The 22,647-nt window shown below is 67.1% G+C and carries 22 protein-coding genes; 3 read left to right on the top strand and 19 right to left on the bottom strand.

What is annotated here, in order from left to right:
* Positions 1-13 precede the first annotated feature (13 nt).
* On the top strand, positions 14-610 hold the full coding sequence (locus ACNUDN_RS21805) for a DUF1707 SHOCT-like domain-containing protein (RefSeq protein WP_419123834.1): 597 nt from the start codon (positions 14-16) through the stop codon (positions 608-610).
* Here the strand turns inward: ACNUDN_RS21805 and ACNUDN_RS21810 are convergent.
* The 13 genes from ACNUDN_RS21810 to ACNUDN_RS21870 form a co-directional block, all read right to left on the bottom strand.
* Positions 607-2,580, bottom strand: a complete 1,974-nt coding sequence (locus tag ACNUDN_RS21810; RefSeq protein ID WP_419123835.1) for a vWA domain-containing protein — start codon at positions 2,578-2,580, stop codon at positions 607-609. The two genes, ACNUDN_RS21805 and ACNUDN_RS21810, sit on opposite strands and share 4 nt — an antisense overlap.
* Positions 2,573-3,964: a sigma 54-interacting transcriptional regulator gene (locus ACNUDN_RS21815; RefSeq protein ID WP_419123836.1), complete on the bottom strand. Its 1,392-nt coding sequence runs from the start codon at positions 3,962-3,964 to the stop codon at positions 2,573-2,575. The genes ACNUDN_RS21810 and ACNUDN_RS21815 overlap by 8 nt, the downstream gene beginning before the upstream one ends.
* Before the next feature lie 138 nt (positions 3,965-4,102).
* Positions 4,103-5,533 carry an amidohydrolase family protein gene (locus tag ACNUDN_RS21820; RefSeq protein ID WP_419123837.1) on the bottom strand — a complete coding sequence of 477 codons (1,431 nt, stop codon included), beginning with the start codon at positions 5,531-5,533 and terminating at the stop codon, positions 4,103-4,105.
* Between the two features lie 24 nt (positions 5,534-5,557).
* The gene (locus ACNUDN_RS21825; RefSeq protein WP_419123838.1) at positions 5,558-6,439 is read right to left on the bottom strand and encodes an alpha/beta fold hydrolase; all 882 of its coding nucleotides are present in this window, start codon (positions 6,437-6,439) and stop codon (positions 5,558-5,560) included.
* Between the two features lie 2 nt (positions 6,440-6,441).
* Positions 6,442-6,849 (bottom strand): RidA family protein, encoded by a 408-nt coding sequence (locus tag ACNUDN_RS21830; RefSeq protein WP_419123839.1) that lies wholly within the window; start codon positions 6,847-6,849, stop codon positions 6,442-6,444.
* A gap of 49 nt (positions 6,850-6,898) precedes the next feature.
* Positions 6,899-7,861 (bottom strand): DODA-type extradiol aromatic ring-opening family dioxygenase, encoded by a 963-nt coding sequence (locus tag ACNUDN_RS21835; RefSeq protein ID WP_419123840.1) that lies wholly within the window; start codon positions 7,859-7,861, stop codon positions 6,899-6,901.
* A gap of 1 nt (position 7,862) precedes the next feature.
* On the bottom strand, positions 7,863-8,720 hold the full coding sequence (locus tag ACNUDN_RS21840) for a fumarylacetoacetate hydrolase family protein (RefSeq protein WP_419123841.1): 858 nt from the start codon (positions 8,718-8,720) through the stop codon (positions 7,863-7,865).
* The gene (locus ACNUDN_RS21845; protein ID WP_419123842.1) at positions 8,711-9,520 is read right to left on the bottom strand and encodes an ABC transporter ATP-binding protein; all 810 of its coding nucleotides are present in this window, start codon (positions 9,518-9,520) and stop codon (positions 8,711-8,713) included. The genes ACNUDN_RS21840 and ACNUDN_RS21845 overlap by 10 nt, the downstream gene beginning before the upstream one ends.
* Entirely contained in the window at positions 9,507-10,274 is a 768-nt protein-coding gene (locus tag ACNUDN_RS21850; RefSeq protein ID WP_419123843.1) for an ABC transporter ATP-binding protein, read from the bottom strand. The genes ACNUDN_RS21845 and ACNUDN_RS21850 overlap by 14 nt, the downstream gene beginning before the upstream one ends.
* Positions 10,274-11,320, bottom strand: coding sequence for a branched-chain amino acid ABC transporter permease (locus ACNUDN_RS21855; protein ID WP_419123844.1), 1,047 nt, complete (start codon positions 11,318-11,320; stop codon positions 10,274-10,276). Before ACNUDN_RS21855 ends, ACNUDN_RS21850 begins: the two co-directional genes overlap by 1 nt.
* On the bottom strand, positions 11,317-12,204 hold the full coding sequence (locus tag ACNUDN_RS21860) for a branched-chain amino acid ABC transporter permease (RefSeq protein ID WP_419123845.1): 888 nt from the start codon (positions 12,202-12,204) through the stop codon (positions 11,317-11,319). Before ACNUDN_RS21860 ends, ACNUDN_RS21855 begins: the two co-directional genes overlap by 4 nt.
* A 4-nt stretch (positions 12,205-12,208) precedes the next feature.
* On the bottom strand, positions 12,209-13,513 hold the full coding sequence (locus tag ACNUDN_RS21865; protein WP_419123846.1) for an ABC transporter substrate-binding protein: 1,305 nt from the start codon (positions 13,511-13,513) through the stop codon (positions 12,209-12,211).
* 126 nt (positions 13,514-13,639) lie between these two features.
* Positions 13,640-14,374 (bottom strand): transposase domain-containing protein, encoded by a 735-nt coding sequence (locus tag ACNUDN_RS21870; protein ID WP_419123847.1) that lies wholly within the window; start codon positions 14,372-14,374, stop codon positions 13,640-13,642.
* 172 nt (positions 14,375-14,546) lie between these two features.
* Here ACNUDN_RS21870 and ACNUDN_RS21875 point away from each other — a divergent pair, with 172 nt between their 5' ends.
* Together ACNUDN_RS21875 and ACNUDN_RS21880 are read left to right on the top strand one after the other, a co-directional pair.
* Positions 14,547-15,233 carry a FadR/GntR family transcriptional regulator gene (locus ACNUDN_RS21875; protein WP_419123848.1) on the top strand — a complete coding sequence of 229 codons (687 nt, stop codon included), beginning with the start codon at positions 14,547-14,549 and terminating at the stop codon, positions 15,231-15,233.
* Positions 15,230-15,907: a FadR/GntR family transcriptional regulator gene (locus ACNUDN_RS21880; protein ID WP_419123849.1), complete on the top strand. Its 678-nt coding sequence runs from the start codon at positions 15,230-15,232 to the stop codon at positions 15,905-15,907. The genes ACNUDN_RS21875 and ACNUDN_RS21880 overlap by 4 nt, the downstream gene beginning before the upstream one ends.
* Positions 15,908-15,937: 30 nt before the next feature.
* Here the strand turns inward: ACNUDN_RS21880 and ACNUDN_RS21885 are convergent, their stop codons facing one another.
* The 6 genes from ACNUDN_RS21885 to sfnG form a co-directional block, all read right to left on the bottom strand.
* The gene (locus ACNUDN_RS21885; protein ID WP_419123850.1) at positions 15,938-16,618 is read right to left on the bottom strand and encodes a hypothetical protein; all 681 of its coding nucleotides are present in this window, start codon (positions 16,616-16,618) and stop codon (positions 15,938-15,940) included.
* Between the two features lie 12 nt (positions 16,619-16,630).
* Positions 16,631-18,220: a bifunctional phosphoribosylaminoimidazolecarboxamide formyltransferase/IMP cyclohydrolase gene (gene purH, locus ACNUDN_RS21890; RefSeq protein ID WP_419123851.1), complete on the bottom strand. Its 1,590-nt coding sequence runs from the start codon at positions 18,218-18,220 to the stop codon at positions 16,631-16,633.
* Positions 18,217-18,873, bottom strand: a complete 657-nt coding sequence (purN, locus tag ACNUDN_RS21895) for a phosphoribosylglycinamide formyltransferase (RefSeq protein ID WP_419123852.1) — start codon at positions 18,871-18,873, stop codon at positions 18,217-18,219. Before purN ends, purH begins: the two co-directional genes overlap by 4 nt.
* Before the next feature lie 9 nt (positions 18,874-18,882).
* Positions 18,883-20,301: a cell division protein PerM gene (locus tag ACNUDN_RS21900; RefSeq protein WP_419123853.1), complete on the bottom strand. Its 1,419-nt coding sequence runs from the start codon at positions 20,299-20,301 to the stop codon at positions 18,883-18,885.
* Positions 20,302-20,361: 60 nt separating this feature from the next.
* On the bottom strand, positions 20,362-21,234 hold the full coding sequence (locus tag ACNUDN_RS21905; protein ID WP_431960607.1) for a DUF5336 domain-containing protein: 873 nt from the start codon (positions 21,232-21,234) through the stop codon (positions 20,362-20,364).
* Between the two features lie 177 nt (positions 21,235-21,411).
* Positions 21,412-22,542 carry a dimethylsulfone monooxygenase SfnG gene (gene sfnG / locus ACNUDN_RS21910; protein WP_419123855.1) on the bottom strand — a complete coding sequence of 377 codons (1,131 nt, stop codon included), beginning with the start codon at positions 22,540-22,542 and terminating at the stop codon, positions 21,412-21,414.
* Between the last annotated feature and the right edge of the window lie 105 nt (positions 22,543-22,647).

Consider the following 22,647-nt stretch of genomic DNA (forward strand, 5'->3'; position numbering starts at 1 on the left):
TGAGGGGCCATCGATGAGCACCCCTGCGTCCCGGAACGGGTCGATGCGCGCAGCGGACACCGATCGCATTCAGGTCGCGCAGCTGCTCACCGACGCCGCCGCGTCGGGCGCGCTCGGCCTCTCGGAGTACGAGAATCGGCTGAACCGGGCGTACGCCGCGCAGACCTATGACGAGCTGGACCGGCTCGCCTCCGACCTGCCGGGGGCGGTCACTCGTGGGCGGCGCGGGCCGTGCCGGCCGGCGCCGTCGACGGTGCTGCTGGCGATCCTGAGTGGTTACGAACGACGCGGGCGCTGGAATGTTCCGCGCCGGCTCACCACGTTCGCGTTCTGGGGTGGCGGTGTGGTCGATATGCGCTACGCCGATTTCACCTCGCCGGAGGTCGAGATCCGCTCCTACTCGATCATGGGCGGACAGACCATCCTGGTGCCGCCCGAGGTCAATGTCGACGTGCACGGTGTGGCCGTGATGGGCAGCTTCGACCATGCCGTCGACGGCGACGGTGCCCCGGGCGCGCCGGTGGTGCGGATCAGGGGTTTCTCGCTGTGGGGCAGCGTCGGCGTCAAGCGTAAGAAGCGCAAGCCGCCGGTGGACCCCAGCGGGTCTTAGCGGCGCCGCTTGGCGCTCAGATAGTCGCCGACCACCGCCGCGCCGAGACCGTCGAGATCGGGCTCCACCACCCGGCCTCCCACCCGGCGGGCCACCTGGTCGATGAAGCGCGCCAGTCCCGGGTCGCTGCCCAGCCGAAAGATCGTCACCTGCGCCCCGAGCCGGGCCACCTCGTCGAAACCCTTCACGGTGTGGGCGATGGTGCGCGGGTGCGGCGGGTAATCGAAGAACACCGCCGAACGGCCGTCGCCGTCGAAGTCCTCCAGGTGGGCGGTGGGCTCCCCGTCCGTGACGATCAGGACGACCGGCTGCGCATTCGGATGGCGTCGCAGATGCCGGGTCGCCAGCGCCAACGCGTGGTGAAGATTCGTGCCCTGCTCGTACACACCTTCCAGTCCGGTCAGCTCGGCGGCGGTCACCGTACGGGCGTAGCGGCCGAACGCGACGATCTGCAGCGCATCGGAGCGAAACCTCGTGCTGACCAGATGGTTGAGCGCCAGCGCGGTCCGCTTCATCGGCAGCCAGCGGTTCTCCATCACCATCGAGAACGAGGTGTCGACCAGCAGGGCCACCGCGGCCTGGGTGCGGGTCTCGGTCTCGGAGATCTCCACATCGTCGACGGTGATCTTCATCGGTCGCTCGATGGCGCCGGTGCCCGCGCTGCGCAACACGGTGTTGGTGAGTGTGCGGGTCACGTTCCAGGGTTCGGTGTCGCCGAACTGCCATGGCCGGGTGGCGCCGGTCAGTTCGCCCGCCGCACCGGCGCGGCGGGTGTCGCGTTCCCCGTGGCGTCCCGAAAGTTGCTGTGCCACATCACGTAACGCCGCCTGACCGAGTTGGCGCATCGCCTTGGGCGAAAGTCGCCACTGACCGTCGGAACCGCGGTCCAGAAAGCCCTGGTTCATCAGTGCGCGCTCCAGATCCGCCAGGGTGCGCGCGTCGACGGCGGCCTCGTCTCCGAGCTGACGGGCCAGCATGTCGAGGTCGACGTCGTCCATGGTGGCTCCGGAGTAGCTCTGGGACAGCTGTTCGGCGAGCTGCTCGAGCTCGGAGATGTCGGCCAGCGCCTGGGCGCCTTCACCCATGCCCAGCGGATCCTCACCGGAGAAGCGTTGCGACCCTGTCCAGTCCTCACCGGGCCGGGCTGACTGCAGATGGGAGTCCAGGCGGCTCAGTGCGTTCATCAGCGAGGGCGATCCGAAAGCCTGCTGCGCCAACGCGTCCAGTTCGGCGCGCTGCTGCTCGGAGAGGCTGTTGCGGAATCGTTGGGCGGCCGCGGCCCGCTTGGCCAACGAGTCGAGCAGCTCGTCGATGTCCTTCGGGTTCTCCGGGAAGAACTCGCCGTGCTTGGCCATGAAGTCGTCGAAATCCTGCTGCGAATCCTGCCCTTTTTCATGCTTGTCGAGCAGATCGTTGAGGTCGTCGAGCATGTCGTTGACCCGCTGCCGGTCTTCGTCGGTGGCGTTCTCCAGCGCCTGCTTCATCCCCGCGAAGCGTTGATCGAGCATCTCCCGGCCGAGCAGATCCTTGATCTGATCGTATTTCTCGCGTGCTTGCGGTGACCGCCAGTCGTACTCGGAGAGCTCCTGGACCGCCTTGGCCGGCGACGGGGACAGGGCATCGAGTTGCAGCTCCCCGAACCGGGCGTCGTCATCGAGCGCTCGCGCGAGCTCTTTGCGTTCGGCCAGCACCGCTTCGTCGAGCAGCTTCTTGATGTCGGCCAGGGTGCCGTCGAGATTGTTGCGCTGCAACAGTTCCCGGCGGCGCCGGTTGGCTTCGGCGGCCAGCCTGTCGGCGCCGGGCATGTTCCTGGTGCCACGCCGGAGCAGCTCGGAGAGCGCGCGTCGCGGCGAGGTGCCCTCCATGACGTCCTGTCCGATCGCCTCCAGCGCCTCACGCAGATCCACCGGCGGCGCCAACGGATCCGGACCGCCGGTGTATCTGGAGTACCGCGAGAGCCGCTTAGCCATAGATTGTTTCGCCCTCTCCGGATACCTTGTCGATGCGTTTGGCCAGATACAGCGCCTCGAGCGCCAGCTCGATCGCGGCGGCCCGTTGTCCCTCCGACGAGGCACCGAGACGCTGCTGGATCTCCGCGACCGCGGAGACCTCGGGTAGCGCGCCCAACACCTCGCGCGCCGACACCCGCTCTCCGGTGGTGACGGGTGAGCCGTTCTCCACCGCGGTGACGATCGGGCCGACATCGATACCACCCAGCAGTCGCTGGGCGGTCTCGGCGGTGGCGCGGCGCAGCAGGTGCTCCAGTACTGCCTGCTCGCGCCCCTCCTCACCGGACTCGAACTCCAGCTTGCCGCGCAATACGTCGATCACGTTCTGCAGATCGATCACCCGGGCCACCGGATCCTGCTCGCCCAGCAGTGCCGCCCGGTGACGGGCCGACGCGCCGACGGTCTCGGCGGCCGCGATCGCGAATCGGGCGGATACGCCCGAACGCTGGTCGATCGAGTTCGACTCACGCAGGCTGCGCGCGAAGCGGGCCAGGATCTGCAGCAGGTATTCGGGCACCTCGGCGGCCAGGTGGGCCTCCTGGGTGATGACACCGACCTCGGCGTCGAGTTCCTGCGGGTAGTGCGTGCGGATCTCGGCGCCGAAGCGGTCCTTGAGCGGGGTGATGATGCGCCCGCGGTTGGTGTAGTCCTCGGGGTTGGCGCTGGCGACCACCAACACGTCCAGCGGCAGCCGCAGGGTGTAACCGCGGACCTGGATGTCGCGCTCCTCCATCACGTTGAGCATCGCGACCTGAATGCGTTCGGCCAGATCGGGCAGCTCGTTGACCGCGACGATGCCGCGATGCGCCCGCGGGATCAACCCGTAGGCGATGGTCTCGGGGTCTCCGAGGCTGCGGCCCTCGGCGACCTTGATCGGGTCGATGTCGCCGACCAGGTCGGCCACACTGGTGTCGGGGGTGGCCAGCTTCTCGGTGTACCGCTCGCTGCGGTGCCGCCACGCCACCGGCAGGTCGTCGCCGGAGTCGGCGGCGCGGCGGATGGACTCCGGGGTGATCGGGCTGAACGGATGCTCACCGAGTTCCGCGCCGGCGATCACCGGTGTCCACTCGTCGAGCAGGCCGGCCAGCGCGCGCAGCAGACGGGTCTTGCCCTGACCGCGTTCCCCGAGCAGCACCACGTCGTGCCCGGCGATCAGAGCCCGCTCAAGCTGCGGGATCACCGTGTCCTCGAAGCCCAGGATGCCCGGCCAGATGGCGTCGGCACCCGCTCCGGCCGAGAGCGCAGCCAGCAGATTCTCCCGGATCTCGGCCTTGACGCTGCGTTCGCGATGCCCGGAGGCCCGCAGCTCGCCGACGGTCCGGGGCAGGTCGTTAGGTGAAGTCACCACTCCACGCTACGACTGCCACCGACATCAGGCAGCTCTCCCTGCTGAGAGCGTAAGAACTGGGTCCGCCGACGACGGGAATCGGACCGGCACACCGCGGGCCGGGAGGGGTATGTGGCCCGGCGGTGTGCCCGCGACCTATTCCGCAACGGGCTCAGCGCCCGCCTTCTCGCACTTGCTGACGTCGTTGATGACGTCCAGACGCTGCTCGGAGGTCCAGTCGAGCTGGGTCTTCGGGGTTTCGACGCCCTCGAAGGCCCGCTCGTAGGACAGCAGATCCCAGCCGTACTCATGAGGCAGGTAATCATTACGAATGAACCGCGTCCGGATGTCCTCCGGGAACCTCTGGACTTCGCCGTTGAGGATCACGGTCTCGACCTTGCCGGGCTGGTAGAGCACCCTGATGTCGGCCACCGGATCTCCGTCGACCACGATGATGTCAGCCAGCTTGCCCTCGGTGAGCACACCGAGGTCGTCGGGTAAACCCATCGCGTTGGCTCCGTGTTTGGTACCCGCCTGGATGGCTTCCAAAGAGCTCATACCGGTGTAGAGCATCAGCATCTCCAGTTCCCGGGCATGCCACTGGCCGTACGGCACCAATGAGAACCCGCTGTCGGTGCCCATCGCGAACTTCACCCCGGCCTGGTATGCCCGGTGCAGGCTGTCCATCGTCGCGTCATTCATCCGCTTGGTGGCCTCCGAAATGGACGGGCGCACCCGCAGCGTCTCAGCGAACTCCACAATGTGGTGCATCAGCAACTGGGTCGGTGCGAGGGGAATCCCGCTCTTGGCCAGCTTCTCGATGGTCGCGTCCGACATGTGGTTGCCGTGCATGATGTGGTCGAACCCTGCCTCCACCGCCGCGTTCATCTCACCGTCACCGCGGGCATGGATGGTGATCTGCATTCCGAGCTGATGGGCCAGGTCCGCGCACAGCTTCAGTTCGTCGTTCGTGAACGCCTGGTAGTCACCGAACGGGCTGTCGGCCAGCTTGATGAGGTCGACGCCGGCCTTCTTCTGACGGCGGATCTCGGCGATCATTTCATCCGGGGTGTTGGTCAGCTTGCCGGTGCTGGACTCGGGATTGCCGGTGGCGTCCGGGAACCAATCGGTCAACCCGTTGCTGGTGGTCAGATACCGTCCCGCCGAGGTCATCCGAGGGCCGTGCACGAGGGCGCGCTTGATGCCTTCCCGCAGCCCCACGCCGATGTAGTACGAACCGCCCGGCTGGGAGATGCTGGTGACGCCGGCCGCCAGGACCTTTTCCACGTTCGCCGCCGCGATCAGCGTCCGCATCTCCGGCGGCGTGTACATCGAGATCTCTTCCTCGGTGCGCGCCAGCCCATAGGTCATGTGGCAGTGAATGTCGATGAGCCCCGGCATCACGGTCTTACCGCGGGCATCGATCACCTCCAGCCGCGCTCCGCGCGGGACGTCGGCGTTGCGATCCACCGTGCCCATCTTCACGATCCGCGCATTGTGCACGAGCACAGCGCAGTTCGGGATGGGCGGGTTGGCGTCACCGTCGACGACAGTGCCATTCTCGATCAGCAGCCAACGGTCGGCCATGTTCACTCCTTCGTGTGTCGGATCTCAGGCGAGCCCGACGCGGTGTTTGGACAGGATCCCGACGAACGAGTCGGGATCCTCGAAATACGGCGCATGTCCACACCCCGGCATCAGCTCGAGCGGCACCCCGGCCAGGTTCTGCTGGGCCTCCACCCCCATCGACGGCGGGGTCCACTTGTCGTCGGCGCCCCACACCAGCAGCACGGGCAGGCCGGGCAGCAACTTCGCCAACTCGGCATCGACCCTGGCGTCGTTGCACTCGGTGTCCAACCATTCCGACACCGCCAACAGGGCCTGCTTGGCGCCGACCGAGGAGTTGATCATCGACTCCTCACGCACCCACGCGTCGGTCACCATGTCCGGATCCGACACCAGGAACATAAGCTTGCGCCGCACACCCTCCGCGCTACCGTCGGAGAGCACCTCCGGCGGGGTGTGAAACTCCTGCGGGAAATCGCCGACTCCGACCGAACCGATCAGCACCACACCGGCCACCAGGTCGGTGCGGTGTACGGCCAGGTGCGCGGCTACGTGACCGCCGAGCGAGGTGCCGACGACGGTCACCTCCGATAGTCCCAGCGAGTCGAGGACACCGGCGACCACAGCAGCAAAACCTGCTGCGCTGTACTCGATGTCGGTCCGCTTCTCGGCAAATCCGTGGCCGGGGAAGTCGATGGCCAACACCCGGTATCCGGCCGCGACCAGACCGGGCATCGCCGGCACGAAGCGATCCGCCCGGGACCCAGCACCGTGCAGGCACACCAGAACGTTGTCACCGGAACCGGATTCGACAACCCGCGTGGTGACGCCTGCCCCGGTGACCGGGTAGGCGATCACGGTGTCGCGTCCGTGGTGGAACGGGTAGCGCCGCGGCTGCGCCACGGAGCCAGCGCTGACTTCCTGCACCGTCACGACGCTGCCGCCGGCCGCACCGCCAGCGCCTCGATCTCGACACGGGCCGCTTCCTCGACGAGTCCGCCGATGATCAGCAGCGTGTTCGGCGGGTAAACGCCGGAGGGGTAGATTTCGGCGAACTTCTCCTTACGGCCAGCCATGAACTCCGGGATCATTTCCCGGCCGACGACGTAGGTGCGGAACCCGATGACGTTGTCAAAGCCCAGTCCGGCCGCGGCCAGCGCCACCCCGAGATTGTCGTAAGTGGCTTTCACCTGCTCGGCGCCGTCGGATGTAGGGAACCTGCCGTCGGAGTCGGCACCCATCTGCCCCGCCACCACGACGACCTCACCGGGGGTTCCGAGGGCGAGGGTGGAGTAGTCGCCGAACTTCGGCAGGGGCGCATCCTGGTAGGTGATCACGTGAATTCCTTTATCTCTTATTTGTTTCGAATCCGGATAGTTATGTGGCCTAGAGGGTGTAGCGGACCGCGCCGGTACCGCAGATCCAGGCCGAGGTGGGTCGGTAGGTGAGCACCTCACAGCGCCCGCCGCCCATGGCTCCGGCGACGGCCATCCAGTTGAGGATTTCGTGACCGCCATGGCCGCCGCGCTTCTCGACGTCGTCGTAGCTCCAGCGGAACAGCGTCTCCATGTCGCCTGCGGACAGCAGTTCCAGGAACTCCGCGTCCCATTCGGGGTTCACGCATGCGTCGCCCATCTCATGAGCCATCCTGATCTCGTAGGGGCCGATGTCCGTCCACAGGTCAGGGTCGCGTTCCAGGTAGTCGCGTCCTTCGTTCTGAAACGTCTTCATCCTTGCCAGGAACTCGTCGGATCCGCGGCTCGGTTCCCAGATCGGCGGCCAGTGCGATAGACCGCCGGTGCCCCAGAACATGATTCGCTTGTCGACGTCCTGAACCGCCGCGCGCACGGCCGCGCCGACCTCGTAGGCACGCTTCATCGTGATCAGCGGCGGCGTGAACACGTTGATGTACACCGGGATGATCGGGATGTCGCTCTCGGGCCGGAGCAGCTTCATCGGCACCATGAGGTTGTTACCGAACTCGGCAGGACCCATTCGGGCCGCGTCGACGCCGGAAGTCACCAATGTGCGCAAGATGTGCTCGGCGAGCTCCATTTCCCCTCCGAAGGTGTGCACCTGCTCGAACTTGAGCAGTTCGAGCAGGTGCGCGCCGGGGCCGGTGTGCTGTGCTGCCACACCGACACTGACCGAAGGCATCAGGTTGCGGAAGTGGTTCTCGAAGTGATCGTCTAGGAACGCGACGATCACATCGGGCTTTGCTTCGGCCACGGTGCGCTTGAGCTCCTCGTAAGCGGCGAAGACCGCCTGGTGCTCCTCAGCGGTGACGTCGTCGGGCCAGCCGAGAATCCCCGGTGCGTGCGAGGCAGAGATTCCTCCGACTACCGGCATGTCAGCACTCCGTCCTGACCCTGTTGGAAATCTTCCCGACACCGGCGATCTCGACCTCGACGAGGTCACCGTCACGGAGGAACTCCGGCGGGTTACGTTTGAAGCCCACGCCGGCGGCGGTGCCGCTGACGATGATGTCTCCAGGCAAGAGCGGTGTCACCTGCGAGATCTCGGCGATCAGCCGCGGAATGTCGAAAATCAGGTCCCGGGTGAACGCATTCTGTTTGACCACGCCGTTGACCCGACAGGTTACCTCGATGTCGGGCTTGATACCGATCGTGTCGCGGTCGACGATGCCCGGGCCGATCGGGGTGGAGGCCGGCGCGTTCTTGCCGAGCGTCCACTGCACGTGGCGGAGCTGACGGTCGCGCACCGACACGTCGTTGACGACGGTGTAGCCGGCCACCACATCCCAGGAGACCTCTTCGGACACATTGCGGGCGGGAGCACCGATGACCACCCCGAGTTCCGCCTCCCAGTCGAATTCCACCGACAGCGAACTCGGCAAGTCGAGCTGATCGAAGGGACCGGCGATCGTGGAGAGATCCTTCATGAAGACCACCGGCGCCTTCGGCACAGTCGACAGGAAGACGTCCATGGATTCCTGCTGATGGTCCAGGTAATTGATGCCGATGCAGAAGATGCGGCTCGACGAGGTCACCGGAGGCAACAGCACCACCTCGCTGAGCTTCACCCGCCCGGCTCGGGCCTCGGTGATGCGCTCACCCTGCCCTGCCCCCAGCAGGACCAGTGCGTCGCGCAGCGACCAGTCCACTCCCACGACGTTGGCATCGTTGCCGTTTCCGTCGAGGTAACCGCACCGCGTGGCGCCCTGGTGGACGAATTGAACTAACTGCAACGAACTTCTCCTTCGGTATTCGTGGTTTCGGTGGCGACCAGAAGGGCCTCTTCGGTGCCGCCGAGGAAAATGTGCGAGAAGCTGGGGTCGGCTCGCAGCTCGGCCGCCGACCCTGACCGGCGCACGCGGCCGGTGGCCAGCACGTAGGCCCAATCAGCCGATGCCATGGCAAGATTGGCGCGCTGTTCGACCAGCAGCACCGCGATGCCGCTGGCCTTGAGTTCAGCGAGCTGCTCATCGAGCAGACGGGAGGCCATCTCCTCGGTCAGGCCGGCGGTGGGCTCGTCGAGCAGCAGCACCTTGGGTTCGAGCATCAGCACCCGCGCCATCGCCAGCATCTTGCGCTCGCCGCCGGAGAGCACACCGGCGTGGCGTTTCAGCATAATTTTCAGCCGCGGGAACAGCTCGAGCACACGCTCCTTGTTAACCGCAACCTTGTTCCGCGACAGGCGGTACCCACCGATGACGATGTTCTCCTCGACCGTCAGCGGCTTGAAGACATCGTCGATCTGCGGAACGTATCCCATGCCGTTGGCGGCCCGTTCGGCGGTGGACATGCCGGTGATGTCGCCGCGACCGACCAGATCGACGATGCCGCCCATCGGTTTGATCAGTCCGGCCAACCCCTTGAGCAGCGTGCTCTTGCCGCAGCCGTTGGGCCCGACCACACATGCGGTGTTGCCGGCGACCAGTTCCAGGCTGACGTTTTGCACGATCGGTACGCCGCTGTAACCGACCGTGAGATCGTGAACGCCGAGCACGCCTTCGCCGGCGTTGCTACGGGTGTTATCCGGCGACATATGCGTCCACCACTTCCTGTTCGCGGCGGGCCTGCGCCATGGATCCTTCGAACAGCACCTGACCGCGGGCCATCACCACGACGGCATCGGTCAGGCGCTCCACGGCGTCGAGCTCGTGGGCGACCATCAGGATGCTGATGCCCCGGTCCCGCAGCTGTATTAAGAACTCGGAGATGCGATCGATGATGCTCGCGTGCACACCGGCGAACGGCTCGTCGAGCAGCAGCATCTCCGGTTCGGTGGTGACCGCACGCAGCAGTTCGAGAATCCGGCGTTGACCGCCGGAAAGGTCACGCATGTAGTCGTTCTCCTTGGCGTCGAGCCCGAATTCGGCGAGCAGCGCCCGGGCCCGCGCCACCGCGGCCCGCTGGCCGGGCAGCCAGCTCCGCCTGGGCCGGGTGAACACCTGCAGGAAACCGGTGCCACCCACGGAGCGGTCGGCCAGCAGCAGGTTCTCCAGCACGGTCAGGCGCCCGAAGTCGGCAGGCATCTGGAAGGTCCGCACGATGCCCCGCCGAGAACGCCTGTAGGGCGGTAATTTTGCGATGTCCTGCGCGTCATGCACTACCCTGCCCGCCACCACCGGGGCGGTGCCGGCCAGCGCGTGAAGCAACGTTGACTTGCCCGCCCCGTTGGGGCCTACAACGGCAGTGATCTTCGAGCGGGGCACACGCAACGACACATCATTTAGGACCTGATTCCTGCCATAGGTGACCGTGAGTCCCTCAATGGTCAGGATCTCCTCGTCACTCATCACGCGACTCCCTGCTCGGCTTCGATGGGGACCCGGCTCTGCGAACCCCGGCGTAACGTCTCCCAGAACGGCACCGGTTGCCCGTCGAGGCCGAAAATGCGCTTGCGCTCGGGGAATACACCCTGCGGACGCCACCACAGGAACGCGATGATCACCAGTCCGACCACGACGTACTGCAATGCGTCGACGGTGCCGGGCGCGCCGAACTGCGGCAGGTAGCGCGTCGCCTCGGTCAGGCCCACCGGCAGCAGCAAAGCACCGAGCAGCACCCCGAAGCGGTTGCCCGCACCACCGACGATCACCGCCCCCATCAGGATCAGCGTCTCCTGATAGGACCAGTCCGACGGCGCATAGGTGCCGATGAAGGCCGCCAAGACCGCGCCGGACAGCGCACCGAGACCGTTGCCGACGGCGAACGCCGACAACCGCACCGGAGTCACGTTGATGCCAAGGGCGTCGGCGGCCTCCGGGTTCTCCCGCACCGCACGCAGCACCCGCCACAGCGGAGCCCGCGAGATCCGCAGCACCACCCAGGCCGCCAGGACGGTGAGCAGGACCGCGAATCCGGCGTACAGCCATGAGTATTCGTCTGATCGCAGACCCAACTCCTTCTTGAGCGGAGCCGGGATCAGGTACAGCCCATGCCCGCCGCCGAGCAGACCGGGCATCGCCACCACGAGCGCGCCGGCGATCAGTGCCACCGACAGCATCGCGACGGCCTGGTAGTCGGACCGCAGCCGTCGCAACGCGACCAGACCGATCGGCAGCGAGATCAGCATGCCGGCCAGCGCCGCGCCGACGAACGGCAACGGGAACGGCAACGACGCGCCCCAAAAGTACTCCTGGACGACGGTGCCACCATCGGCTTCCGGTGGCCCCAACGACAGCAGCGCCACGGTGTAGCCGCCCACCGCCACCGACACGATGTAGCTCAGGTTGAGCAGACCCGTGTCGGAGTACTGCAATTCCAAGCCCCAGCAGCCGATCACGGCGACCGCGGCGTAGACCACGAGCGTGACGATGTAGAAGGACAGATCGGCACTCATACCTGCAAAGCCCTTCCTGCCGAGAATTCCGCGCGGATGCCCTGCGGCCGCGCCATGAGCACCCCGATCAGGACAACCAACGCGATGGCGATCTTGAAGCTGGGGTCCAGCCAAACGGCGGTCAGTTCCGTCGCTAGCCCGAGGACGAGCGCACCGAGCATCGCACCGTAGGCGTCTCCGACACCGCCGAGCACAGCGGCAGCGATGACCAGCACGATGAACGTGCGTCCCGAGGTCGCCGAGAACGTCGAACTGATTACGAACAGCGCCACCCCCGCCAATCCGCACAGCGCGCCGGAGATCGCCCAGGCGGTGGCTACCACACGCTGGGTTGCGATACCGCACGACTGCGCCAGCCCGCCGTCCACCGATGCCGCCCGCATGGCGAGTCCCAACCTGGACCGCTTGAGCAGCAAGTGCATCGCGACCATCGCCGAGAGTGCAAGCGCGACCACGCTCAACTGCATATCCGTGACAGCGGCACTGGCCAGGGTGAACACTACCGTCGGGGTGATGTCGTAGCGGAACGACATCGGACCCACCAGCGCCAGCAGCGTGTTGGCCAGCACCAGGCTGACCGCCAGGCTGATCACCAGCATCTGGAACACCGACACGCCGCGTCTCGCAAACGGTTGGTACACATAGTGGTTCAGAAGCAATGAGACGAGCACGCCTGTCGCGACGCCGACAATTGCCGCGCCGACCATGGGCAGTCCCACACGGCTGGCTCCCAGCGCCGCGAACCCCGACACCACCATCGTTTCACTGAACGCGAGATTGAAGACATTCGAGACGCTGTACTGCAGAGTGAAACCGACCGCGGCCAGAGCCAGCACAGCAGCTACTACCACCCCGAATACCGAGGCAGACGCAATGAGATTCACGAGATCAGCGCTGTCCGCTCGCCAGCGCCTCGAGCTCTTCGGCCGGAAGCTGGCTGACCAACCGTAGCTGCTTGGTCGCCGGATCCCAATCGTAGAACGCGAATGCACCGATGACGTTGTGGAACTCGTTGAGCCGGTACTCTCCGTTGGCTCCCACGTACTGGATGTCTTCACCCTTGCCGAGTGCCTCCACGCCCTCGGCGTAATTGGCGACAACAGTCTTGCCCTCACCGGCGGCCAGGATCTCCGGGATGGCCGCGTTGTAATCCTCGGATTCCACCGAGTCGGTCTTGGTGGCGGCCAGACCCGAGACGATCACACCGTCGTAAGCCGCGCGAGAGTATGCACTGTCCCTGAAGGACGGGATGTCGATGCCGCCCTCGCCCTCCAGCGACTGCAGGGTCTCGATGAACGTCTCAGTCCCGGCGCCGCCTTCCTGTGCGTACCGGACGACCACTTGCAACGACTCGGCCAGAGCCTCGTCACCGCCGTAGGCACCCAAGGCGGCTCGCTGCCAGTCACCGGTTGTGGCGAGGGTGTTGGTTACGATCGGGATGTCCCCGCCGCCGGCCTGGTTGAGCTCGGTGAGGAAAGTGCCCGCGGTGACCGCATCGGCTTCAAGAAGAATGGCAGCGGGCGTGTTCTGCAGGATTCGGGCTACTTCCGTGCGGTAGGACGGTTGCTCGGGCTGGATCGTCATGGCTTCGGTGACAGCGACTCCCAGACCGCCCAAGGCCTCCTCCAGAGGGGGGATGTTCGCCTGCGCCGACGCACCGCTGACGAACACCAATGCGACCTCGTCGAAGTTCTGCCGCTGCGAGTGCAGCGCCATGGCCTGCGCGCCAACCGAATCCGAGGTGATCAGGCGGTAGTAGTAGTCGAGTTCGGTGCGGTCGAAACGACCGTCACCGGCCGGGGAGAACATCACCTGACCGGCCTCCTCCAGGACCGGGGCCGCCGCGGCGGCCTCGGCGGTGCTGGGGCCGAGCACGGTGAACAGGTTCGCGGTGGTGCTCAACATCTGACGAGCCGCGGGCACCGAATCGCTGGCGGTTCCTTTGGTATCGAACGCCTCGCATTCGACGGCGCGCCCGAGTACACCGCCGGCCTCGTTGATCTCCGCGGCCGCCGGCAGACACCCGTTGACGGCCTCGGCCCCCTCCACCGCGGTGGGGCCGCTGAAGGCCATCAGCATTCCGACCACCAGGGGATCGCCGGTAGCGGTCCCGCCACCACCAGAGCATGCAGGCACCGCGAGCAAAGCAGCCGCAGCCGCTACGCCGGACCAGGCCTTCGTCGATTTCTTCATGTCACTCCCAAGTGGATCGGCAACCAATTTGCAACCATTCCTCGCCCAATAAGGGTAGAAGAGTTGGGTTGTGTCGGGAACACAATCACGCAAACTGGACGGTTGCCACCACAGGGGTTTGTTGATTTAGTAACGCCTGGAGGCGAGATCACAAACGTGCGCCGACGCTCTGTCCAACGCCACGTTGACGCATGCCCGTGCCAGCGCCTCCTGTTGCCATCCGGCGCTGGTGCGGGCCCGCAGATCGCGCCACGGAGCGTCGTCGACGTCGGATGCGCGCGCAGTGATGATCTGAACGCCGGACCCGATCCTCTGCTGTAGCGCCACGCCGACCTCAGTGGGCAGATCGACCGCCGCGCGAGACGCCTGTGCGTCGCGTAGCAACGCAACCGCGGTGTCCATGCCGTCACCGCGCACATCGCAGCCACGCAGCATTCCAGTGTCCGCATTCGTGATCCACCACAGCCCTGGTGTCCCCGGTGCCCGAAATCGGTACAAACACACCGACTCCGGGATGGCTGGCCCCGATGCCGCCCGTACCAGCCGGGACAGCAACGATTTCAGGGGCGCAGCACCCAACCGCGACCGGGCCCTGGTGATCGCCCCCCTGGTTGGCCGTTGCCGCGACAGGCCGCGCCCGGCGGCCGCCGACAACGCCGTCCACAGCAGGTCGGTGACGTCGTCGTATCCGGCGCGGGGGCACATCGCTGAACCAAGCACGTGATAGGTGGTGACCCACGGCGGCAGCGCGCGCACCCGCTCGGCCTTCACCCCGGCTGCCCGCACCGCGTCGTCGACCATCACCGGAGGCACCGCGCCGACAAGCGCGCACAGGGCCAGTCGATCTAGCACGGGGGCCACGAGACACCTCCTTAAATCAATTTCAGCTGAGCCGAGTTCGCGAATATTTTACGCACGTGTTACTCGAACCAATCGGCTACATTGGTCGAGTTATATTGTGTGGGTCATTGGCTTCGCCCAATTCAACCGCATTGGTTAGAGTGAACGCACTGACTTTCGGAAAGGGGGGCTGATGAGCGACGGACCCACACCCGTCGTCGACCTCGACATCCGACGCCTCATCAGCGAGTGGGTCGTGGCCACAGATGTATCGCAGGCCGGCCGGTTACCGGCCGAGCGGCACATCGCCGATCGACTCGGTTGCAGCCGTGCTCAGGTACGCCGTGTGATGGCCCAACTCGAAAGGGAGGGCCGCGTCGTCCGCGAGGTCGGGCGCGGCACGTTTCTGACACCTGATCGCGGCTCAGCCGATTCCTCGGAGAGTTCGGCCCCCGGAGGCTCGTTCGCGCCCGCGGCGATCATGACGACGTCATTGCTGTTCGAACCCGAGGTCGTCGCGTTGGCCGCGCTAGCTGCCACCGAGCAGGACTTCGCCGAGTTACGTCGTTGCCTTGCCCGAGGTGAAGCGGCAACCGATTACGAATCTTTCGAGCAGTGGGACATCACCTTGCACCACGCCTTCGCGGTGGCCACACACAATCCGCAGATCGTGGCCATGGTGGACGTGCTGAACTCCACCCGGAACAGCCCGGTGTGGGGCCGACTCAAGCGTGACGGGTACACCCCAGAAAACCGCGCCACCATCGAACGCGAGCATCAGGAAATCGTCGACGCACTGATCCAGCGGGACCGGCGCCGGGCCGCCGCAGCGATGACCGAGCACCTGCGCTTTGTGCGCTCGGTGGTGACAGGGCAATGACCGGAACCGACGCGGAGACACGCTCGATCGCTCAGTATCTGGACGATCAGATCCTTGCCGGAGGACTGAAGCCCGGCGGCCGAGTCCCTACCGAGCGTGCGCTGGCCGATCTGCTCGGGTGTAGTCGTCACGACGTGCGTCGCCAGCTCGACGTCCTGGAGAGCCAGGGGCGGATCACCCGAGAGGTGGGTCGTGGCACGTTTCTGACCCGCGACGGCGCGGCCTCTTCCGCGGTGGCGACTCCGGTGACGATCAGTCCGCTAGATCTCAGCGACGCCCGCGCCGCGTGGGAACCCAACCTGATGACACTGGTGGCGGTCGCAGCCACCGACGAGGACTTCGCCGAGATCCGACGGTGCTTGCAACGTGGTGAGCACGCCCGTACCTCTGAGGAATTCGCGAAATGGGACATCGCGTTTCACCGAGCGCTGGCCATGGCCACACACAATTCTGTTGTTGCCGCTCTCGCCGACATGGTCGAGTCGAGCAGGCGTCGCCTGGCCGGCAGTGCATTGGACAGCCGCCCGTACACCTCGGAGAACTACGCGGTGTGCCAGCGCGAGCACCGCGAGATCGCAGAGGCGATCTTCGACCGTGACGCCGCCAGAAGCCGGGAGGCGATGCGCTCGCATCTGCAGACCGTCCGCAAGCAACTGCTCGCCGGTCTCCCCTGATCGGGATCGAAGATCTTGCGGGAGCGGGCGTCAGCGACTGCCCGGCGGCAGCATCTGGAATCCACCCAGGATCTGCTCGGCGTCGCGCCGGTAGTCGGCATCCTGTTCGTCGGCACTCTGCACCGTGACCGCGACACCGTAGGTCATCCCCTCGCTGAACATCACGGCGCTGAGCAGATCGGCCCGGCGCGGCTGCATGCCTGGCAGCAGCGGTGACAGATAGTGACCGCGCACCGCGGGCAGGCCGCACAGCGTGGTGTCGTCCAGAGTCAGGTCGCTGACCCCCAATTGGCTGACCTGCCGCCGTTGGTCTGCGAAGAACTCCTGCGGCGCAATCTCACCGCGATGGGCTTCCAGCGTGACCACCGCGGTCGGGGCGATCCCGGCCGCCGCCAGGCCGTCGTTGCGCATGACGAACCGGATCATGCTGGAATCCAGCGCGGTGATGCGCTTCCAGCCGTCCGGCTGCGGGATGCGCAGCACGGGTTCGGTATCGGAGGCGGGGCCGCGCGGCGGGGGGACGTCGGCGAGCGGGGCCTGCACGGGCGTGCAGGCCTGTGCGGATGCGTACGACCCCCACGGCGTGCCGGGATCGACGGCCACCGCCCGCGCGTCGACCAACCTTGTGCACGACGGCACCGACAACGAGATGGCGGCCGCCGCCGCGATGGTGATCGCGGCCAGCCGCCGCGCGCTGCGTGATTTCTTCAACCGGCTGCTCCCCTAGTGTGCGAAATGCCGCGCGCCGGTCAGATAGAGCGTGATCCCGGCGGCCTCGGCGGCCGCGGTCACCTCGTCGTCGCGCACCGAGCCGCCAGGATGGACCACGGCCTTGACACCGGACCGGGTCAACGTCTCGAGTCCGTCGGGGAACGGGAAGAACGCGTCGGAGGCGCCGACCGACCCGCGGGAGCGCTCCCCGGCTCGTTCCACGGCCAGGCGCGCCGCGTCGACCCGGTTGACCTGCCCCATCCCCACCCCTACCGTGGCGCCACCCTTGGCCAGCACGATCGCGTTCGACTTGACCGCCCGGCAGGTCCGCCACGCGAACGCCAGATCGGCCAGGGTGTCGGCGTCGGCGGGGGCACCGGCGGCCAGCGTCCAGATGCCCGGATCATCGCCGGCTGCGTCGATGGCGTCGCGCTGCTGCAGCAACAGCCCGCCGCTGATCTGGCGGAACTCGGTGCCGCCCGGCTGAGGTTCGGCGGCGACCAGCACGCGGATGTTCTTCTTGCCCGACAACACCTCGACGGCGCCGGGCTCGTAGGCCGGGGCGATGATCACCTCGGTGAAGATGCCCGAGACGGTCTCGGCCATCTCCACGGTGACCTCGGTGTTGGCGGCGATCACCCCACCGAACGCCGACAGCGGGTCACACTCATGGGCCTTGCGGTGAGCGTCGGCCACCGACACCCCCGAGATCGCGATACCGCACGGGTTGGCGTGCTTGATGATCGCCACGCAGATGTCCTCGTGGTCGAAGGCGGCCCGCCAGGCCGCGTCTGCGTCGGTGTAGTTGTTGTAGGACATCTCTTTGCCGTGCAGCTGGTCTGCGTGTGCCAGTCCCGGCCAGCCACCGTCGTCGCGGTACAGCGCCGCGCGCTGATGCGGGTTCTCGCCGTAGCGCAGCACATCCGCGCGCCGGAAGGTCGCACCGAGCCAGGGCGGCAACTGGGCCTCGGTGGGCGCGGCGTCGTTCTCGGGGGCCAGGACCGACTCCATCCAGGACGCGACCGCCACGTCGTACTCGGCGGTGTGCCGGAAAGCCAACGCCGCCAGCTTCTTCCGTTCGGGGTAGGTGAAGCCGCCGGCTCGTACCGCGGCCAGCACCCCGTCGTAGCCGAGCGGGTCGACGACCACCGCGACGCTGGGATGGTTCTTGGCGGCGGCGCGCACCATGGACGGTCCGCCGATGTCGATCTGCTCCACGCATTCGTCGATCCCGGCACCGGAGTTGACGGTCTGGGTGAACGGGTACAGGTTCACCACCACCAGCTCGAAGGCCGCGACGCCGAGCCGGGTGAGCGCCGAAACATGTTCGGGACGGCGCTGATCGGCGAGCAGACCGGCGTGTACGTGGGGGTGCAGTGTCTTGACCCGACCGTCGAGCACCTCGGGGAAGCCGGTGACGTCCTCGACCGGGGTCACCGGGATGCCGGCGTCGGCAATGGTTTTCGCCGTCGACCCGGTGGACACGATGTCGACCCCGGCAGCATTGAGCCCCTGCGCCAACGGGACCAGGCCGGTCTTGTCGTAGACACTGATCAGGGCGCGCCGGATCGGCCGCCGGAACAGTTCTTCGTTGTCAGTCATCCTATGGTTGCCTTTCGTCCGGTCCATGTCACGCCGCGGTTCGCCACCGCCGCCACCACCTCGGCCAGCATCTGCCGTTCGACTCCTTTGATCCGCTCGTGCAGGGTCGACTCGTCGTCGTCGTCGAGCACCGGCACGGCCCGCTGGGCGACGATGGGGCCGGTGTCGGTCCCGGCGTCGACCAGATGCACCGTGCACCCGGTCACCCGCACGCCGTAGGCCAGTGCGTCGCGAACCGCGTGCGCGCCGGGGAACGCAGGCAACAACGCCGGGTGGGTGTTGAGCACCCGGCCGGGGAAGGCCGAAAGAAACTCGGCTCCAAGTATTCTCATGAACCCGGCCGACACCACCAGGTCGGGCCGTTGCGCCACCGTCGCGGCGGTGAGCGCAGCGTCCCACGCGCGGCGGTCCGGGTATTCGGACAGCGGGACGGTGAAGGTCGGTACGGACGCCTGGGCGGCGATGTCCAGAGCCGCGCAGTCGCGGTCGGTCCCGACCGCGACAACCCGCGCCGGATAGTCGCCGGCAGCCGATCTCAGCAGCGACCCCAGCAGCGAACCGGCGCCCGAAGCCAGCACCACCAGCCGCGCCGGAGCGCTCGGCGGGATGTGGAGAACAGCGCGTTGCTCGCATCCGCGGGCCTGGGGTTGCACGCTGAGAGCCTAGTGGTCGCCGGATTCGCGGTGACCGCGCGCATCGTCGCGGGCCGCGCCGGTCGGCGCATCATCGTCGACGACGAAGTGGTCCTCCGGGTCGAGATGATCGTCGGGGGCCTCCGGACCGATGACCGGGTCCGGGTCGGCCGAGTCGGGCCGGTCCGGGTCGGCCGGGTCGGGTTCGTCGGCCGGGTCGGGTTGCGGCTCGTCGAGGACGAACTCCTCGGTGACCGCGTCGGCGTCCTCGGCCGGCGCCTCCGGTTCGTCGTCGGTGGTCTCGGGTGTGGGTTTGGGCCTGCGGACCCGGGCCGTGATGCCGCCGGACATGACGACGGTGAGCGCGCCGATGCCGAACAGCCACAGGAACACCGCCGGCGCGAACGTGGACTGGTCGACCCCGACCCTGCCGAAGTTGCCCAGCGGTCCCCCTCCGGCGTACGCCAGCAATGCCATCACCGCGGCGGCAGCGGCGGCGGCGGTGGCCAGCTTCGCCAGCGCGGCACCCACCGGCAGGGGACGCCGGGCGCACTGCTGGCCCAGCGCGACCGCCGACACCGCCGCGACGATCAGCAGAGCCACCCACACCGGGCCCAGCGGCGGCGTCGGCACTGCAGCCAGCACCGGCAGCGCCGGGATGTCGCCGCCGAACACCGTGAACGCGCTGAAGGTGGCCAACCCGACGTGGGCACTCGATCCGACGGCGACTGCGGCCGCGCCGACCATCACGTTGGGCAGGTAGAGCACCGAAAGCACGGTGAGGCTGAACTGTCCGAACATCGACTCGGTGATCGAGTACAGGTCGTGCATCGTCGACCAGTGCACGACCAGCGAACCCGCGACGATCGCACCGGACAGACCCATCAGCGCCAGCACACCGGCCGCGGCGGCCCGGAACGCGTCCGGCAGCCAGTTGGGCAGCGGCGAGGCGATCAGTACCTTTCTGCCCACCCGGGACCCCACACCCAGCACCGCCCCGATCATGTGCACGGTGAACACCGAGCCGAAAGCGTGTAAGGCGTCGGGGGTCTGCAATTCGGTGAGAACCGATGCGGCGTCGTGGATGACCGCCAGACAGATCGCGGCGATCAGCACCGGCCCGCCGAGAGCCGACGCGACCACCCAGCGGGTGACGAACCAGGATGCACCGGTCGCCGCCGCGGTGGTACGGGCAGTCCCGTAGATCATCACCAGGGTCGGCAACAACGGCATCACCCCGAGCGCACTGCCACCGATCGACACCGGAACCAGGTGCACACCCAGCCACATGCTGGCAATGGCGCCGAGAGCGCCGGTCATGTCGCTGTTGGCGATCACCAGCTGCAGCAGCACCACAGCAGCGATGATCACCAGAGCGACCAGTGACGGCCCGAAGGCGACCCGCAGCAGTTCACGCGCCTGGCGTGTACCTACCGGCGGGGTGCTCACAGGTCGGGCCGCTCCTCGTTGACGCTCGGGCGCGGGACGTTCGCGCACGCGCGGCTCAGACTACGACGACGACTGACCCGACTGCGAGGATGACGGCGACTGGTGTGGCGCGGGCGCCTGGGTGGTCGGCGTGTTACTCGCGGGGGGCTGGCCGTAGGTCGGAAAACCGGTGGGCGGGGTCGGGGGCCCCGACTCCCCTGACGGAGAGCTGGCGGGAAACCCGCCGGTGCTCGGTCCGGTGCTCGGGTAAGCACCGCTACCGCCGTACTGCGACGGGTAGCCGGGGCGCTGGTGCTGCGGCGGCGCCTGCTGGTGCTGCGGTCCGCCGTGCTGCGGGCCCTGGCTGGGCGGCTGGCCGTAGTAGCCCGGGTACTGCCCGTAGGACTGGTGTTGTTCGTACTTCGGGCGCGGCACCGGTGGGGTGATGACACCCGAATCGAACAACAGGACGACGACGGCTACGGCCGCCTGCAGCAGGATGAACGCGATGACCAGGTAGAGCCCCCAGTCGATCGACGCCTCGGCGGGCTTGTTGATGACCTCGGCGAGGACGAGCAGGAAGGCCAGCACGGCCGCGACGGCGGTGACGGCGATGAAATTACGCTGCCGGGGCAGCAGCCCGACCGCGGCGAGCAGTCCGGCCACCAGGGCGGCGATCACCGCGAACAGGACGCCGAACGAGCTCCCGGTGAGTTCACCGAGGCCGGAGAAGTCCGACGCCGCGACACTGAACTGCGGACCGAAGCTCGACAGGTAGACCAGCAAGCCGAGGCCGGCCACGACGGCGCTGAGGTAGACCGGCAGCCTGCTCGGCCCCTCGGCGGCGGGTTCGGCGTCGGGGACTCGGCTGAACTGCTGCGTCGGCGCGGTGAACTGGGTGGTCGGCTGCTGGCCGGGTGGGTATCCCCCGGGCCCGCCTTGTGGGTACGACATGACCTCTCCTGTGCTGTGCGGGCATCGGAACCGACGGTGCCGCCCTTGATGACGACAGTCGACGTCGATTTATCCGCCTGAGCGATTCGATGAACCACGCTAGCGCACTCCGGGATGAGCCTGTCACTCCCGCGGGAGCCCCGAACCCCGAACCCCGAACCCCGAAGCGGGTTCCTGCTACGCAGGCACGGACACAGGCGAATCCGCCGACACCCGCCCGGAGTCCTCGATCTCGCGGACCAAGGGGAGCACCCGCGCCCCGAAATATTCGATCTCCTCCTGGAAGTGCAAGAAGCCGCCGAGGATCAGGTCGACGCCTCGCTCGCGGTACGCCGCGATACGTTCGGCGATCTGCTCGGGCGTGCCGATCAACTGGGTACGGAAACCGTCGTTGTACTGGACCAGATCCTCGAACGTGGAGTCTGCCCACATGCCCTTCCCGTCGCTGGTCGAGTTGCCGGCCTGCCGGACCGCGCCGCGGAAGCCCTCGACCGCAGGCGCGTTGGCCTTGGCGATGATCTCGCGGAGCGTGTCCTTCGCCTCTTTCTCGGTGTCCCTGGCGATGATGAAGCCGTTGAGTCCGAACCTGACCTCGCGACCGGCGGCGCGCGCGTGGTCGCGGACCTCGACGACCTGCTCGGTGACCCCGTCGAAGTCCTTGCCGTTGGAGAAGTACCAGTCGGAGTAGTAGCCGCCGTTGCGGCGGGCCGCCGTCGAGTTGCCACCCTGGAAGATCTCCGGGTTCGGGCGCTCGGGCGTGTTGGCCGGCTTGGGCTTGAGAGTGAAGTCGTGGATACGGTAGAAGTCGCCGCGGAAGTCCACGTCGTCCTCGGTCCAGATTTTGCGCAGCACCTGCAGGAACTCTGCGCTGCGCCGGTAGCGCTCGTCATGCTCGAGCCACGGCTCGCCCAGGTGGGTGAACTCGTCTTTGAACCAGCCGCTGACCACGTTGACGGCGAACCGGCCGCCGGAGAGCTGATCGGCGGTGGCCCCCAGCTTGGCCAGGACGGCCGGCTGCCACAAGCCGGGATGCACGGCCGCGATGACCTTGAGCCGCTCGGTGGCCAGCAACAGCGCGAGGCTGAAGCTGGTCGACTCATGCTGGTACTCGGCACCGTAGCTGGCCTCGTACCGGACCTGGCTGAGCGCGTAGTCGAAGCCGTTGTTCTCCGCTGTTCGGGCGAGTTTCCGGTTGTACTCGTAGTTCCAGTCGGTGCGCTGCTCGATGTCGCTGGTCACCAGGCCCCCGCTGACGTTGGGCACCCAGTAGGCGAACTTGACATGGTCGGCGATGCGTTCGGTCGTCATGGTCAGCCATGCAACCGCCGCCACACGGTGGGGTCATCGGTATGGATCGCGATGAACCGAACTGCCGGATCGCCCCCGCACCCGCCCGGTTCTGCTGACGTCCGG

The organism is Mycobacterium sp. smrl_JER01 (assembly GCF_048513595.2).
In the GTDB taxonomy this organism is placed as follows: Bacteria; Actinomycetota; Actinomycetes; order Mycobacteriales; family Mycobacteriaceae; genus Mycobacterium.

Excerpts from the sequence above, each read along its gene's own strand:
- ACNUDN_RS21805 (WP_419123834.1), top strand. The coding sequence starts at position 14 with ATGAGCACCCCTGCGTCCCGGAACGGGTCGATGCGCGCAGCGGACACC.
- ACNUDN_RS21810 (WP_419123835.1), bottom strand. The coding sequence starts at position 2,580 with ATGGCTAAGCGGCTCTCGCGGTACTCCAGATACACCGGCGGTCCGGAT.
- ACNUDN_RS21820 (WP_419123837.1), bottom strand. The coding sequence starts at position 5,533 with ATGGCCGACCGTTGGCTGCTGATCGAGAATGGCACTGTCGTCGACGGT.
- ACNUDN_RS21835 (WP_419123840.1), bottom strand. The coding sequence starts at position 7,861 with ATGCCGGTAGTCGGAGGAATCTCTGCCTCGCACGCACCGGGGATTCTC.
- ACNUDN_RS21845 (WP_419123842.1), bottom strand. The coding sequence starts at position 9,520 with ATGTCGCCGGATAACACCCGTAGCAACGCCGGCGAAGGCGTGCTCGGC.
- ACNUDN_RS21850 (WP_419123843.1), bottom strand. The coding sequence starts at position 10,274 with ATGAGTGACGAGGAGATCCTGACCATTGAGGGACTCACGGTCACCTAT.
- ACNUDN_RS21855 (WP_419123844.1), bottom strand. The coding sequence starts at position 11,320 with ATGAGTGCCGATCTGTCCTTCTACATCGTCACGCTCGTGGTCTACGCC.
- ACNUDN_RS21865 (WP_419123846.1), bottom strand. The coding sequence starts at position 13,513 with ATGAAGAAATCGACGAAGGCCTGGTCCGGCGTAGCGGCTGCGGCTGCT.
- ACNUDN_RS21875 (WP_419123848.1), top strand. The coding sequence starts at position 14,547 with ATGAGCGACGGACCCACACCCGTCGTCGACCTCGACATCCGACGCCTC.
- ACNUDN_RS21880 (WP_419123849.1), top strand. The coding sequence starts at position 15,230 with ATGACCGGAACCGACGCGGAGACACGCTCGATCGCTCAGTATCTGGAC.
- purH (WP_419123851.1), bottom strand. The coding sequence starts at position 18,220 with ATGACTGACAACGAAGAACTGTTCCGGCGGCCGATCCGGCGCGCCCTG.
- ACNUDN_RS21905 (WP_431960607.1), bottom strand. The coding sequence starts at position 21,234 with ATGTCGTACCCACAAGGCGGGCCCGGGGGATACCCACCCGGCCAGCAG.
- sfnG (WP_419123855.1), bottom strand. The coding sequence starts at position 22,542 with ATGACGACCGAACGCATCGCCGACCATGTCAAGTTCGCCTACTGGGTG.